The 14280-nt window shown below is 70.8% G+C and carries 12 protein-coding genes; 7 read left to right on the top strand and 5 right to left on the bottom strand.

From position 1 onward, the window contains the following. Positions 1-171: 171 nt before the first annotated feature. The 3 genes from HBK84_RS11485 to HBK84_RS11495 are packed head-to-tail and all read left to right on the top strand — an operon-like array spanning position 172 to position 4016. The gene (locus HBK84_RS11485) at positions 172-1374 is read left to right on the top strand and encodes a thiamine pyrophosphate-dependent dehydrogenase E1 component subunit alpha (protein WP_167318946.1); all 1203 of its coding nucleotides are present in this window, start codon (positions 172-174) and stop codon (positions 1372-1374) included. After that, positions 1374-2384 (top strand): alpha-ketoacid dehydrogenase subunit beta, encoded by a 1011-nt coding sequence (locus HBK84_RS11490; RefSeq protein ID WP_167318947.1) that lies wholly within the window; start codon positions 1374-1376, stop codon positions 2382-2384. The genes HBK84_RS11485 and HBK84_RS11490 overlap by 1 nt, the downstream gene beginning before the upstream one ends. 3 nt (positions 2385-2387) lie before the next feature. Beyond that, positions 2388-4016, top strand: coding sequence for a dihydrolipoamide acetyltransferase family protein (locus HBK84_RS11495; protein ID WP_167318948.1), 1629 nt, complete (start codon positions 2388-2390; stop codon positions 4014-4016). 114 nt (positions 4017-4130) lie between these two features. Here the strand turns inward: HBK84_RS11495 and HBK84_RS11500 are convergent, their stop codons facing one another. Both HBK84_RS11500 and HBK84_RS11505 read right to left on the bottom strand, forming a co-directional pair. Beyond that, positions 4131-5195 (bottom strand): polyprenyl synthetase family protein, encoded by a 1065-nt coding sequence (locus HBK84_RS11500; RefSeq protein WP_167318949.1) that lies wholly within the window; start codon positions 5193-5195, stop codon positions 4131-4133. Between the two features lie 32 nt (positions 5196-5227). Further along, positions 5228-5836, bottom strand: coding sequence for a LysE/ArgO family amino acid transporter (locus tag HBK84_RS11505; protein ID WP_167318950.1), 609 nt, complete (start codon positions 5834-5836; stop codon positions 5228-5230). Positions 5837-5970: 134 nt separating this feature from the next. Between HBK84_RS11505 and HBK84_RS11510 the strand changes: the two genes are divergently transcribed. Next, complete coding sequence (locus HBK84_RS11510; protein ID WP_167318951.1) at positions 5971-6585, top strand: malonic semialdehyde reductase; 615 nt, start codon at positions 5971-5973, stop codon at positions 6583-6585. A 6-nt stretch (positions 6586-6591) separates the two neighbouring features. On the opposite strand, the gene HBK84_RS11515 is transcribed toward HBK84_RS11510, so the two are convergent. Then, positions 6592-7065 (bottom strand): MarR family winged helix-turn-helix transcriptional regulator, encoded by a 474-nt coding sequence (locus HBK84_RS11515; RefSeq protein WP_064846851.1) that lies wholly within the window; start codon positions 7063-7065, stop codon positions 6592-6594. Between the two features lie 17 nt (positions 7066-7082). Between HBK84_RS11515 and HBK84_RS11520 the strand changes: the two genes are divergently transcribed. Further along, positions 7083-8615 (top strand): CoA transferase, encoded by a 1533-nt coding sequence (locus HBK84_RS11520; protein WP_167318952.1) that lies wholly within the window; start codon positions 7083-7085, stop codon positions 8613-8615. On the opposite strand, the gene HBK84_RS11525 is transcribed toward HBK84_RS11520, so the two are convergent. Together HBK84_RS11525 and speB are read right to left on the bottom strand one after the other, a co-directional pair. After that, positions 8581-9765, bottom strand: coding sequence for a PLP-dependent aminotransferase family protein (locus HBK84_RS11525; protein WP_167318953.1), 1185 nt, complete (start codon positions 9763-9765; stop codon positions 8581-8583). The genes HBK84_RS11520 and HBK84_RS11525 overlap by 35 nt on opposite strands. Continuing rightward, positions 9762-10799, bottom strand: coding sequence for an agmatinase (speB, locus tag HBK84_RS11530; RefSeq protein WP_035964397.1), 1038 nt, complete (start codon positions 10797-10799; stop codon positions 9762-9764). Before speB ends, HBK84_RS11525 begins: the two co-directional genes overlap by 4 nt. Before the next feature lie 214 nt (positions 10800-11013). Here speB and HBK84_RS11535 point away from each other — a divergent pair, with 214 nt between their 5' ends. Further along, entirely contained in the window at positions 11014-12459 is a 1446-nt protein-coding gene (locus tag HBK84_RS11535) for a sodium:solute symporter (RefSeq protein ID WP_167318954.1), read from the top strand. Continuing rightward, a complete protein-coding gene (locus HBK84_RS11540) occupies positions 12456-14138 on the top strand; it encodes a thiamine pyrophosphate-binding protein (RefSeq protein WP_167318955.1) in 1683 nt (560 codons plus the stop codon). Before HBK84_RS11535 ends, HBK84_RS11540 begins: the two co-directional genes overlap by 4 nt. Positions 14139-14280: the final 142 nt, after the last annotated feature.

Below are 14280 nucleotides of genomic sequence, written 5' to 3' on the forward strand. Positions count from 1 at the left end.
GAGCGTCCCAGAATCACCGTTCGTCCACGAATTTCCCCCGGTGTGGAGACGAGGCGGCCGAATTTTTCATACTGTGCGGACGATGTGTCCACCCCGCCCTTCGCTGCGAGCTGCCGCGGAACGAGGTGCCGGGCACCACCGAGTTCCACACAGAGAAGAAAGGGACGCACCATGAGCGAGCCCACCCCCGCCGGTGGCGAATCCGCCGCCGAGGAGCACACCCCGTCCGTGAATCCGGCGGTGGAGGCCTCCAAAAACTTCGGGATCACCCCCGAGCAGTACATGCTGCCCGCGAGCAGCGAGATCCGGCTGCTGAACCCCGACGGCAGCGCGGTCCCGGAGTCCGAGCAGGGTCAGGAGCCCGGCCACGAGTACCCCATGCCGGAGAACCCCCGCCTGCTGGACGCCTACGAGAAGCTCGTGGTGGGCCGGCGCATCAACGACCAGAACATGGCGCTCGTGCGACAGGGCCGCATGGCGGTCTACCCGTCCAGCCACGGCCAGGAGGCCTGCCAGGTGGCGGCTGCCCTGTGCCTCGAGGACGACGATTGGTTGTTCCCCACCTACCGTGACTCCGTGGCCGTGATGTCCCGCGGTGTGGATCCGCTGGAGGTCATGAGCACCTACCGCGGGGACTGGCACGGCGGCTACGACCCCCGCAAGCACAAGGTCTCCGTCCAGGCCACTCCGCTGACCACGCAGCTGCTGCACGCCGTGGGCGTGGCCCACGCCGCCAAGCTGCGCGGCGAGAACACGGTGACGTTGGCCATGTGCGGTGACGGGGCGACGTCGGAGGGGGACTTCCACGAGGCCCTGAACTTCGCGGCCGTCTTCCAGCTGCCCGTCCTGTTCCTGGTGCAGAACAACGGGTACGCAATCTCCGTGCCGCTGTCCTCGCAGACGCGCGCGCCGTCCCTGGCCCACAAGGGTGTGGGCTACGGGATGGCCAGTGAGCGCGTGGACGGCAACGACCTCGCGGCGCTGCTCTCCGTCCTGGGCCGCGGCGTGGAGCTGTGCCGCCAGGGCGGTGGTCCGCTGCTCGTGGAGGCCATGACCTACCGCATGCAAGCGCACACCAACGCGGACGACGACACCCGTTACCGCCAGCGCGACGAGGTCAGGGAGTGGGTGGCCAAGGACCCGATCACCCGCATGCAGCGCTACCTCTCCGACCAGGGCGTCCTGGACGACGCCGCGTCCCAACGGATCTCGGAGCACGCCGAGGCCATGGCCAAGCGGCTGCGCGAGGCCATGGCCTCCAAGCCGGAACTGGATCCCCAGGACCTGTTCCGCTTCGTCTACCACGAACCCACGACCCAGTTGCGCGAACAGGCCGCTCAGCTGGCCGACGAGCTCTCCCGAGAGGAGGCGTGATGAGCGTTTCGAAAGTCAGTTTCGCCAAGGCGCTGAACACCGCACTCGCGGACGCCATGGAGGCGTCCCGGGAGGTCGTGGTCTTCGGTGAGGACGTGGGGACCCTGGGCGGGGTCTTCCGCATCACGGACGGGTTGACCGCGCGCTTCGGCCGCGAGCGCTGCTTCGACACCCCGCTCGCGGAGTCGGGGATCATCGGCACCGCGGTGGGCATGGCCATGAACGGCATGCGCCCGGTCGCGGAGATGCAGTTCGACGCGTTCGCGTACCCCGCGTTCGAGCAGGTGGCCTCCCACGTGGCCAAGATGCACAACCGGACCCGCGGCAAGCTGCCCATGCCCCTGGTCATCCGCATCCCCTACGGCGGTGGCGTGGGCGGTGTGGAACACCACTGCGACTCCTCCGAGTCCTACTACGCGCACACCCCGGGGCTGAAGGTCTTCACCCCGGCGTCCGTGACGGACGCCTACGTGATGCTGCGTGAGGCGATCGACTCGCCGGACCCCGTGGTGTTCTTCGAGCCCAAGCGGCTGTACTGGTCCACCGCGCAGGTGGACCTCGAGGAGCTGCGCTCGCAGTACGAGAACGGGACGCTGCCGCGCCGGGAGGGCCGCGCCGTCGTCGCCCGCGAAGGCAGTGACGCGACCCTGATCAGCTACGGGCCGTCCGTGCCCGCGTGCCTGGCCGCAGCCGAGGAAGCCGCCCGGGACGGGATGTCCGTGGAGGTCGTGGACCTGGGCTCCGTGGTCCCCTACGACGACGAGACCGTGGCCGCCTCGGTGCGCAAGACCGGGCGCGCCGTGGTCGTGGCCGAGGCCCAGGGCTTCGCGTCCGTGGCCTCGGAGATCGCCGCGCGCACCCAGGAACGCTGCTTCCACTCGCTCGCCGCGCCGGTGCTGCGGGTCACGGGATTCGACATCCCCTACCCCTCGCCGTCCTTCGAGCACCACCACATCCCGAGCTCCGAGCGCATCCTGGATGCCCTGGACGACCTGCAATGGGAGGACTGACCCGTGAGCATCAATGTGTTCAACCTGCCCGACCTGGGCGAAGGGCTCACCGAGGCGGACATCCTCCGCTGGCTCGTGGCCGAGGGTGACACCGTCACCATGGACCAGCCGATCGTGGAGGTGGAGACCGCCAAGTCGGCCGTGGAGGTACCCACCCCGTTCGAGGGCGTGGTGCACACGCTCCACGGCGCCGAGGGCGACACGCTGCTGGTGGGCCAACCGCTGATCTCCGTCTCCGACGGCATCGAGGCCCCGGAGTCCGCCGCGGGTTCCGGATCCGACGACGACGCTCCCGAGCCCACCCACGGGGCCGGGTACCGCGAGGAGGAGCTCGCGGGCACCCGCCCGTCGGCCGAGCTCTCCGTGGACGAGGCCGACCCCGAGGCCGGCGAGGACGAGTCCTCCGGCAACGTGTTGATCGGTTACGGGACGTCCGCCGCGGGGTCCTCCCGGCGGCGGCGGCGCAAGCGCGGCGGTCCTGCCGCTCCGGACGGCGCTGCCCCCACGGGCGCGGCTGCCCACACGCACGACGCGCTGACCGCGGCACCCCGGATGGCCCCCACGGTCGTCTCGCCACTCGTGCGCAAGCTCGCGCGCGAACACGGCGTGGACATCACCGCGCTCGCGGGCACCGGCCCGGGCGGTCTCATCATGCGCCGCGACGTCCTCGTTGCGCTGGACCAGGTCGAGGACCAGCGTTCCCGGGCCGACGCCGCCGGGCCGGCTCCCACGGGTCTGGCCACGGCCGGTCCCGCGGCCCCGGGTCTCACGACCGGTGCACCCGTTCCGCCGCCCCCGGCACCGGGTGGACCGGGGGCTCAGGGTGGACCTGCGGGCCTGGCCGGGGCTCCGAAGCCGCCCGCGGCGCCGTCGTCCTCGCCGGAGCTCGGTGGGACGGGTCAGGACGTGGACCCCCGCACGGGGTTGGGCGTGGCCGTCCGGGAGCCCGTCAAGGGTGTGCGCAAGACCATTGCGGACGCCATGACGCGCTCGCGAGGCGAGATCCCCGAGGCCACCGTGTGGGTGGACGTGGACGCCACCGAGCTGCTGCGCTTGCGCGCCGAGCTCAAGGCCGCGGACCCGCAGACCACACCCAGCCTGCTCGCGCTGATCGCGCGGTTCACGTTGGCCGGGCTGCAGCGGTTCCCGCAGTTGAACGCGCGCATGGACACCGCGCCGGACGGATCCCGCACGATCACCCGGTTCCAGGGCATCAACCTGGGGCTCGCCGTGGAGTCCGAGCGCGGGCTCATGGTGCCCAACCTGCGCAACGCGGACCGGCTCAGCGCCGTGGAGCTCACGGGGGCCATGCGGGAGGTCATCGACGTCGCTCGCTCCGGCAAGGCCTCCCCCGCGCAGCTGAGTGGTTCCACGTTCACGCTGAACAACTACGGGGTGTTCGGCACGGACGGGGCCACGCCCATCATCAACCACCCGGAGGTCGCGATCCTGGGGATCGGTCGGATCATCGACAAGCCGTGGGTGGTCAACGGTGAACTCGCGGTGCGCAAGGTCGCGACCCTGTCGATCGCTTTCGACCACCGCGTGTGCGACGGCGGCGCAGCGGGCGGCTTCATCCGCTTCGTCGCCGACTGCATCGAGAACCCCGCGGGGGCGCTGGCGCGGATCTGATGTTCCCTGCGCGGGGTGCCCTACTGCTGGCACCCCGCTCTCCTGACGACGGCGCGTGGACCTCGGTCCGCGCGCCGTCGTCGTGCGTGCGGGACGGTTTGGGCCGCGCCGACCTCAACGGATCAGCTCTCGCTCCGCCCAGCCCGTGAGTCGTTCAGTGAGGGACGCGGGGAGGTCCCCGGCCGTCATGGCGTCCCGCGCCCGCTCGACGGCGATCTCGACCATCCGCGCCACGGCCGCGTCCGCTCCGGAGCGGGACAGCAAATCGCGGGCCTGGGCAACGTCGTCGGGCGAAGCGGTTCGCTGCGCGCAGCGTTCCCGGAGCGCCCGCCACGCGGGGCCGTGCGGGCCGGACTCCACGAGGCACCCCAGTACGGTGCGGCGACCGGAGGTCAGGAACCGGGCAGGGGCGTCGTCGTCCTCCGAGCCCGTGCACGCGCTCAACTCCCCGGCGAGTGCGTGGGCGACGCCGAGCGCGCGGCCGGCCTGCGCGAGGGCCGTGACCTGCGCGGTCGGGGCGCCGCCGAGCACCGCTCCGGCGCGCAGCGGTGCTTCGAAGCACGGGACAGCGCTGCCGATCCGCAGGGCGTCGAGGACCTCCTGGCGGGAGACCGCACCCGCGCGCCGGGCATGTTCAGCGGCCATCCGATCCCCGGCGGCGGCGTGGAACGCGGCGTGGTCCAGGATGTCCAGGAGCTTGAGCAGGCGGGACTCCGGGGCGTGGGACGTCGCGATCATCCGGTAGGCGCCGGACAGCGCGAGGTCGCTCGCGAGGGCGTCGTCTGCCTCACCGGCGGCATCGGTGTGGGCCGAGCGCGCCATGGTCGCGCTGTTGGGCGAGAGGTCACTGGGCGTTGCGCCGCCGGGTGTCGTCTGCACGCCGTCGCGGAGCTCGAGGGACGCGCGGAGCAACTCGAAGGCGGCCGCCACCGCGTTGAGGACCGAACGGGTGGGCCGGGCCGGATAGGACTCCGCCGCGGCCATCACGAGCCCCTGTTGCAGCCCGTCCCCGGGGCCGGTCACGCGGGCCACGCACTCCCAGACGTGCTCGTAGCCGGGACTCAACTCCGCGGCCCGGCGGCCGGAGTGCTCCAGGAAACCGCGCAGTGCCGAGGCCGGGGTGAACTCCTGGGACCTACGCCCGGTTCCGCTGCTGGTGTAGGAGGACGTGGGCGTCATGGCACCATTCCAGCACACGCGTCAATGAGGGCTCAGACCCCTGGCATGAACGCGAGCTTGACGGCGATGAACAGCATGACCAGCCCCACGCCCACGTCCACGATCCGCCAGGTCAGCGGGGTGTTGAGCACGTGGGACAGGGCGCGCGCACCCCAGCCCAGCGCGGAGAACCAGATCACGGAACCGGTCATGGCACCGGCGGCGAAGATCCAACGGTGGTCACCGTGCTGATTGGCCAGGTTCCCGAGCATGAGCACGGTGTCCAGGTACACGTGGGGGTTCAGCCACGTGAGGGCCAGGGTGGTGAGCACCGCGGTGCGCAGTGAGCCACCGCCCTCCTGAGCCGCCTCGAGGGTCTGGGGTTTCAGCGCCGACTTGAACGAGAGCACGGCGAATCCCACGAGGTAGAGGACCCCGGCCCAGCGGAAGATGTCCAGCAACCAGGGCGCGCGTTCGATCAGGAACCCGATGCCGGCGGTTCCCAGGGCGATCAGCACCACGTCCGAGGCGATGCAGATCGCCACCACGACGCCCAGGTGTTGGCGGCGGATGCCCTGTCGCAGTACGAAGGCGTTCTGGGCCCCGATGGCCACGATGAGGGCCAGGCCCGTGAGGACACCGGGCAGGAAAGCTGTAGTCACCCGAACAAGTTACCGCCCACGTGAGCTTGCCGACATTCGGTTTACGGTGCCATGGCACAGCACGTATAGTTTCTGAAGAAATTATTGCGGACGCCCGATGAACCGGGTGTCCGACGCCGTAGAAAGGACGTGCCATGACCGTCATGACCGCTGAACATTTGGCCCTCGCGATCACCGAGGAGGATGCCGACCGTCTGTTTTTCGACGCCCGCACCGCAAACCACTTCACGGACGAGCCCGTGACCGAGGACGAGAAGCGCGCCATCTACGAGATCACCAAGATGGGCCCCACCGCGTTCAACTCCCAGCCCCTGCGCATCACGTGGCTGGAGACCCCCGAGGCCCGCGAGCGCCTGGTCCAGCACATGAGCGGCAGCAACCAGGAGAAGACCCGCAAGGCCCCGCTGACCGCGATCCTGGCCTACGACGAGAACTGGCACACCCGCTTCCCCGAGTTCCTCCCCGCCGCCCCGCAGCTGCAGGGCATGTACGACAACAACGATGATCTGCGCCTGACCAGCGGCAAGGCCAACTCCCACATCCAGGTGGGCTACTTCATTGTGGCCGCGCGCGCCGCGGGTCTGGCCGCCGGGCCCATGACCGGTTTCGACGCCGAGGCCGTGGACCGGGAGTTCTTCGCCGGGACGGGCAAGCGCTCGATCGTGGTCGTGAACCTGGGGCACCCCGTGGCCCCCGCCTACGAGCGCGGTCCCCGTTTCCCCGAGGACGACGTCACCGAGACCCTCTGACCCGGGTCAGTCCCCGCTCGACTCCTGGGCCCGCGCGAGCTTGGCCAACACCGGCAGTGCGGCGTCCAGGAGGTCGAGTTCCTCGGCACTCAATTCGGACAGCACATCCGCGACCCGTTCACTGCGGTGCTGATCCTCACGCGCGAGCACCTCTTCCCCCTGCGGGGTCAGCGACACCAGGACGGCCCGCGCATCGGTGGGGTCCGGATCGCGTTGTACGAGTCCGGCCTTGCTCAGCCGGTCCACGCTCTGCGTGGCCGTGGGTGTGCGCACCCCGAGGTTCGAGGCGATGCTCGTCATGCGGGCACCGCCCGGTTTGAGCATGGTCAACAAGCTGATCTGCTGACTCGTGAGCTCCCGCGCCCCCTCCATGCTGCGTAGGAAGTACACCCCTTGGCGCAGCACCGCACGCAGTCGCGCGGCGCTGCGCAGCATGCGGGCTCGGCGGTCGTCGGCGGCCGGAGCGTGCGAGGAGTCCATGACTCACAATCCTAAGCATGCGCGGTACGGCCTCCTCCCGCGTGAACCCCGCGGAGCGCGCCCGTGTGCTTGAATCGTGGCCCACGGTTCCGGCCCCGGGAGGCAGCGGCATGCAGGAGATCCTTTCGGCCCTCGACGGGCTGCTCCCGCGCGCGAGTGAGCACGCGGCGACCGCGGTGCACGGTAGTGGTCGGTACTGGTCCGGGCCGTTGGACGTCCAGCGGCTGGCGGTTTCGGGGGTGGGGCTGGCAGTGGCGGGCGCCCAGCAGCTCGCCCGCACCATGGGCCATCGGGACAGCGTCATCACGGCGCGGCTGCCGGAGGTCATCGCGGCGTTCGGCTCGGTCTCCCACCTCCGCCTCGACGGGCAGTCCCTGCCCGGCTTCGCCCCGTGTTCCGGTTTCTTCCCCGTGTCGGACGGCTGGCTGCGCACGCACGCCAATTACCCGCACCACCGCGAGCGTTTGTTCCGCGCCCTGGACATCACGCACGACGACGCCCTCGCACCCGCCCTCGCCCAGCTCACCGGGGAGCAGGCCGAGTCCCGGATCGTCGCCGAAAGCGGCATTGCCGCTCGCGTGGCCACGGAGCAGGAATGGCGCGCAGATGCGGCGTCCGAGCCGGGGCCGTGGCTCGAGCTCACCCCGGCGGACATCCCCGTCCGAGTGTTCGACCGTGCCGGTTCCGGCGCGTCGACCCGTTCATCCGATTCCGCAGGCTGTCCGTCCAGTTCCGCGAAGGGCCCGTTCGCGGCACCGCGGAGGACGGCGTCGCTCACTCCCCTGGCGGGCGTACGCGTGGTCTCCCTGACCCGGGTGATCGCGGGCCCCACGGCCACCAAGTTCCTGGCAGCCCTGGGCGCGGACGTGCTGCGCATCGACCCGCCCGCCCTGCCCGAACTGCTCGGCCAGCACCTGGACACCGATTCGGGGGTGCGCTGCGTGTCGTGGGATCTGGCGAATCCCGCGCGGGCGGAGGATCTGGCCGACGCCCTGGACGCCGCGGACGTCCTGCTCACGGGGTACCGGCCCGGCTCCCTGACCGATCTCGGTCTCGCCGCCGCGAGCATCCGCGACCGCTTCCCCCACCTGGTCCACGTGGAACTCAGCGCGTGGGAGCCTTCCGGCCCCCGGGGCGGGCAGCGTGGATTCGACAGCATCGTCCAGGCCGCCACGGGGATCGCCCATCACTACGGTGCGCGGGACCAGCGCGGGAGGTGGCGCCCCGGGGCCCTACCGGTCCAGGCCCTGGACCACACCGCGGGCTACGGCATGGCCGCCGCGGCCTGCGCGCTGCTCGCCACGGGGACTGCGGGCCACGCACGGGTGTCCCTCGAACGCACCGCGCGGGCCCTGTTGGATGCGCGCATTCTCCGGACTGCGCAGGACGCCCATCTCTCCCCCGCGACCCTAGCCGCGCCCACCGACCACGGGATGCTCGAGTACGTCCCGTCGCCGGTCCGCGTCGACGGCGCTCGGCCTCCGGCGCAAGCACCGCGGTGCGAGCACGACGGCGTCATAGGTCCCGCAGCACCTGTGCGAACCGCTTGACGCCCTCCCGGATCCGCGCGGGAGCAACACCGGAGAACGCGAGCCGCACCGCGTCCGAGTCCCGGCCGTCCATGTAACACGCCGAGCCCGGTACCAGCACCACCCCATGGGCGATCGCCTCCGCGAGGACGTCCTTGCCTGCCAACTCGTCCGCCGTGACCCACGTGAAGAACCCGCCCGTGGGCGTGGTCCACCGCGCCGAGGACGGCATGAACTCGGTCAACGCCGCGTCCATGGCTTCCCAGCGCTCGCGATACAGCGTCACAGCGTCGTCGAGCGCGGGCTCCCAGTGCTCGGAACCCACCCACGCCGTGACGAGGGACTGTGCCAGGTTGGACGGGTGGATCACCACGGACTCCGCGGCGATCTGCAACCGGCCCCTGACCTCCGGGGGAGCCGCGATCCAGCCGATCCGCAGCCCCGGAGCGAAGATCTTGGAGAAGCTGCCCAGGTGGATCACGTGCTCCGGGTCCATCCCATGCATCGAGGCCAGTGGCTGCGCGTGGTCGAAGGACAGCAGAGCGTAGGGATCGTCCTCGGTGATCATCACGTCCCGATCGGCGCACACCCGCACCAGTTCGCGCCGCCGCTCCACCGGCATGGTCACGCCCGTGGGGTTCTGGAAACTGGGGATCACGTACACGAACGGGACGCGCTCACCCTGCGCCGCGGCGTCGTCCAACGCGTCGGCGACGGCGCTCGGGTCCATGCCGTGCTCGTCCACCGGGACGTGACGCACGTCCACCTCGTACGCGCCGAACACGCCCAGCGCACCCACGTAGGTGGGGCCCTCGGCCAGGATCACGTCCCCGGGATCGCAGAACAGCTTGGTCACGAGGTCCAGCCCGGCCTGGGACCCGGTGGTCGGCAGGACGTCCGCCTCCGTGACCGTGGACCCGCCCCGCGCCATGAGCCGCACGCTCAGTTCGCGCAGGCCCGCGGTCCCCGCGCCGGAACCGTACTGCAGGATCTCACCGGCGCGCTCACGGATCAGCTGCGCGGCCAGATCCCCCACGGTCCCGCCCGGCAGCACGGACAGATCCGGGTTGCCCCCGGCCAGGGACACCACCGAGGGGTCCATGGCCGTCTCGAACACCGCGCGCACCGGGGAGGGCCGGAACTCCCCCGCGCGGGACGCGAACGCGCTCATCGCTGGCCCCCGTAACGGGCACCCGAAATGCCATAGGCGGGGCCGTCCGCGGACGCGCCGGCGCCCAGGCTGATGAGCGAGATCAGCTCGTAGACCACGTGGGCCGCGGCGATCCCGGTCAGTTCGGCGTGGTCGTAGGCGGGGGCGACCTCCACGACGTCGCACGCGACGACGTCCAGCCCGCGCAGACCGCGCAGGATCTCGAGGACCTCGCGGCTCGTGATGCCACCGGCCTCGGGCGTGCCGGTGCCGGGGGCGTGGGCGGGGTCCAGGACGTCGATGTCCAGGGAGACGTACAGCGGGCGGTCCCCCACGCGCTCGCGCAGAGCCGCGACCACGGCGTCCACGCCGGAGCGCATGACGTCCGCGGAGGAGACGATCTCGAAACCGAAGCGGGCGTCGTCGTCCAGGTCCTGGGTGCCGTAGAGGGGCCCGCGGGTGCCCACGTGCATCACGGCGTCCGTGTCGATGATGCCTTCCTCGAACGCCCGGCGGAACGGAGTGCCGTGGGTGTACTCGGCACCGAAGTAGGTGTCCCACGTGTCCAGGTGGGCGTCGAAGTGCAACAGCGCGATCGTGCCGTGCCGTGAGTGGGCGGCGCGCATGAGCGGCAACGCGATCGTGTGGTCCCCGCCGATCGCCACGACCTTGGTGGACTCCCCCATGAGCTCCTTGGCGGCGGTCTCGATGGACGCGATGGCCTCGGGGATGTCGAACGGGTTGCCCACGATGTCCCCGGCGTCCGCGACCTGCAGGTGGGCGAACGGCGAGTGGTTCTGCGCGGGGTTGTAGGGGCGCAGCAACCGGGAGGACTCGCGCACGTGATTCGGACCGAAGCGCGCACCGGAACGGTAGGAGACGCCCGAGTCGAACGGCACGCCCACCACGGCGATGTCCGTGTGCTCCACCTGATCCGTGCGGGGCAACCGCGCGAACGTGGCCGGCCCGGCCCACCGCGGTGTCAGGGCGGCGTTGACGGGGCCCACCCGTTGCTCACCCGCTGCATTGGTTTCGACGACGCGTTCCGGTTCCACTGCTGAACTCCTTACCTCCCGGGGATCACCCGGGGACGTGCACCGCGATTCTCGGGGCGTGGTTCCCACGAACACGGCACCCGCGGCGGCGTGAACCGCCACCGCGGTGATACTTTTTGTGACCTGGTGCATAAAACCCTAGTGCCAACCACCCCGCCCACGAGCGCATCCGCTCGCGCGCGCGGACACCCCGAGTTCTGTCGAGGAGACCCCCGTGAACGTCCTGGTCATCGTGCTGTACCTGATCGCCATGGTGGTGATCGGGCTGTGGGCGGCACGCCGCGCCCGCACCGCCACCGATTACCGGGTGGCCGGGCGCCGGCTGGGAACGGGGTTGTACACCTCCACGATGGCCGCCGTGGTCCTGGGCGGCGCCTCCACCGTGGGCGGTGTGGGTCTCGGGTACCAGTACGGGATCTCCGGGATGTGGCTCGTGGTGGCGATCGCCGTGGGCCTGGGGGTCCTGAGTCTGTTCTTCGCCGCGCGCATCCAGTCGCTCAAGGTCTTCACCGTCTCCCAGATGCTGCAGTTGCGCTACGGCGCCAAGGGCGGGGCCACGGCGTCCTCCTTCGTGATGCTCGCGTACACGATCATGATCGCGGTGACCTCCACCGCGGCGTACGCGGCGATCTTCTCCGTCCTGTTCCCGATCTCCCGGCCGTGGGCCATCCTCCTGGGTGGCGCCGTGGTGATCGCATACTCGGTGCTCGGTGGCATGTGGTCCATCACCCTCACGGACCTCATGCAGTTCGTGTTCATGACCGTGGGGATCTTTGCGATCCTCCTGCCGTTCTCGCTGGCCGCCGGGGGTGGGTGGTCCGGGATCCGTGAGCGGCTGGACTCCTCCTTCTTCGACCTGGGCGCCATGGGTCTGCAGGGGATCATCACGCAGTTCGTGATCTACGGATTCGGCATGCTGATCGGCCAGGACATCTGGCAGCGCGTGTTCACCGCGCGCTCCCCCGGGGTCGCCCGCTGGGGCGGGGTGATCTCCGCCGGGTATGTGGCCCTGTACGGCGTGGCCGGCGCCCTGATCGGCACCGCTGCGGCCGCCGTTCTTCCCACCCTCGAGATGCCGGACGAGGCCTTCGCGACCATGGCCCAGCAGCACGTCCCCGTGGGCCTGGGTGGTGTGGTGCTCGCCGCGGGCGTCGCGGCCATGATGTCCACCGCCTCCGGGGCCACGATCGCCGCGGCCACCGTGGCGCGCGTGGACGTGGTCCCCACGCTGCGCGGCCTGTTCGGGGCGTCCGACGCCGACGTCGCCCGCTCCCGCTCCGAGGACGCCTCCGTCCTCAAGGACCGCGTCTACGTGGTGGTCGTGGGCCTGCTCATCACCGTGATGTCCATGCTGGTCAGCTCCACCGTGGTGGCCCTGACCATCGCCTACGACCTGTTGGTGGGCGGACTGCTCGTCGCGATCCTGGGTGGGCTGCTGTGGCCGCGCGCCACCGCGGCCGGCGCCATGTGGTCCATGGGGGTGGGGGTCGTAGCCACAGTGGCGGGCATGATGGTCTTCGGGGTGCTCGCCAACGCACCCATCTACATGGGGCTGATCGCCTCCGCAGTGGTGTTCGTGGCGGTATCACTCATGAGCAGGCCCACCCCGTCCGACGTCAGTCAGGAATGGAACCGACGGATTCAGGAGTCCAAGGCATGAGCAACGAGAACACGGTCACCGGCGCCCCCGGGGGGTTCGAGAACCCGGCGGGGGCGGCGTCGTCGTACCCCGAGCGCACCACGGCCCGCGCTGTCCTGGAGACGCTGCGCGGCTACGGGATCGACACGGTCTTCGGCATCCCGGGCACGCACTCGCTCGAGTTCTACCGGCCGCTGCGCGAGCTGGGGATCCGCCCGATCACCACGCGCCACGAACAGGGCGCGTCCTACGGCGCGGACGGTTGGTCCCAGGTGCGCGGGCTGCCCGGCGTGGTCATCACGACCTCCGGACCCGGCCTGCTCAACTCGCTGTCCGGCGCGGCCACCGCGTACGCCGAGTCCCGGCCCATGATCCTGCTCTCCCCGGGGCGGCCCGTGGGACACGACTTCCGGGACATCGGCTCGCTGCACGAGACCAAGAACCCGTCCGCCGCGGTCAATGCGATCGTGGGCGTGTCCCGGCGTGTGACCTCCGCCGCCGAGGCCGTGACCATGATCCACGACGCCATGCGCGACTTCGCACACTCCCGGCCGCGGCCCATCCACATCGAGATCCCCCTGGACATCCTCGAGGCCCCCGCGGACGTCCCCGAGTCCGCGACCGCACCCCGCCCCCTGGGCGAGCCCGCGCCGGCACCGGAGGCCGACGTCGTCGCGGCCGTCGAAGCGCTCGCCGCGAGTGAGCGCCCGGTCATCCTGGCCGGCGGTGGTTCCCTGGCCGCCGGGGAGCACCTGCTCGAGCTGGCCGAACTGCTCGAGGCACCCGTGATCACCACGACCAACGGCAAGGGAGCGATCCCCGAAAAACACCGGCTCTCCCTGGGCGCGGACCTGCGGCTGAGCACGGCCCACGAGTTCCTGCGCTCGCGGGACGCCCTGCTCGTGATCGGCTCCAAGGTGGGCGAGGCCGAGCTGTGGGGCGGCGACATCACCCCGCAGGGGCCCGTGGTGCGCGTGGATATCATGCGCGACCAGATGCTGTGCAACCTCACCCCGGACGTCGAGGTCCCGGGCAACTCCGCCGCGGTGGTCCCCCAGTTGCTCGCGGGTCTGCGGGCGCGGGCCGACGCCGGGGGCCCCGGCGACGTCGCGCCCTCCGCGCGGACGGCGCCAGACCTGCGCGAGGTCTTCGATGCGATGGACGAGGAGGGCCGCACGTGGGCCCCCGAGCTCGCGGCGCTCAACGAGACCATCATGGACGTGGTCCCGGACGACACGATCCTGGCGGGCGACTCGTCCCAGGTGACCTACATGGGATCCACCACGTTCTTCCGCGCACCCGTTCCCCACTCCCTGCTCTACATGGGGACGTACGCGACGCTGGGTTACGGCCTGCCCGCGGCGATCGGCGCCAAGCTGGCCGCACCCGAGCGCCCAGTGGTGTGCCTCGTGGGGGACGGCGCCCTGATGTTCTCCATCCAGGAACTGATGACCGCGGTGGAACTGGGCCTGGACCTGCCCGTGATCTGCGTGGACAACGGCGGCTACGGGGAGATCCGGCAGAACATGGTGGACCGCTCCATCCAGCCGCTCGGTGTGGACCTCGTGCAGCCGGACTGGGTGCGCTTGGCCGAGGGCTTCGGCGCCACCGGCCTCCCCGCGACCATGGACACCCTCGCGGACACGGTGCGCACGGCGCTGGAGACCAAGAGGACGAGTTTGGTGCACCTCAAGATCTGAGTGTGCCCGCCTGGGGCGCGGCCGGGTGAGGCGTGCGGCCGGACGGAGGCGCATGCTTCACCCGCTCGACCGTCACGTTGCCCCTTCCACCTCCCTGGGCATTTCTAGTGGAGCAAATGCACGCAGGGCGGCAGAAATCTGC

Origin of the sequence: Kocuria sp. KD4 (assembly GCF_011769905.1) — a bacterium.
GTDB classification, from domain to species: domain Bacteria; phylum Actinomycetota; class Actinomycetes; order Actinomycetales; family Micrococcaceae; genus Kocuria; species Kocuria marina.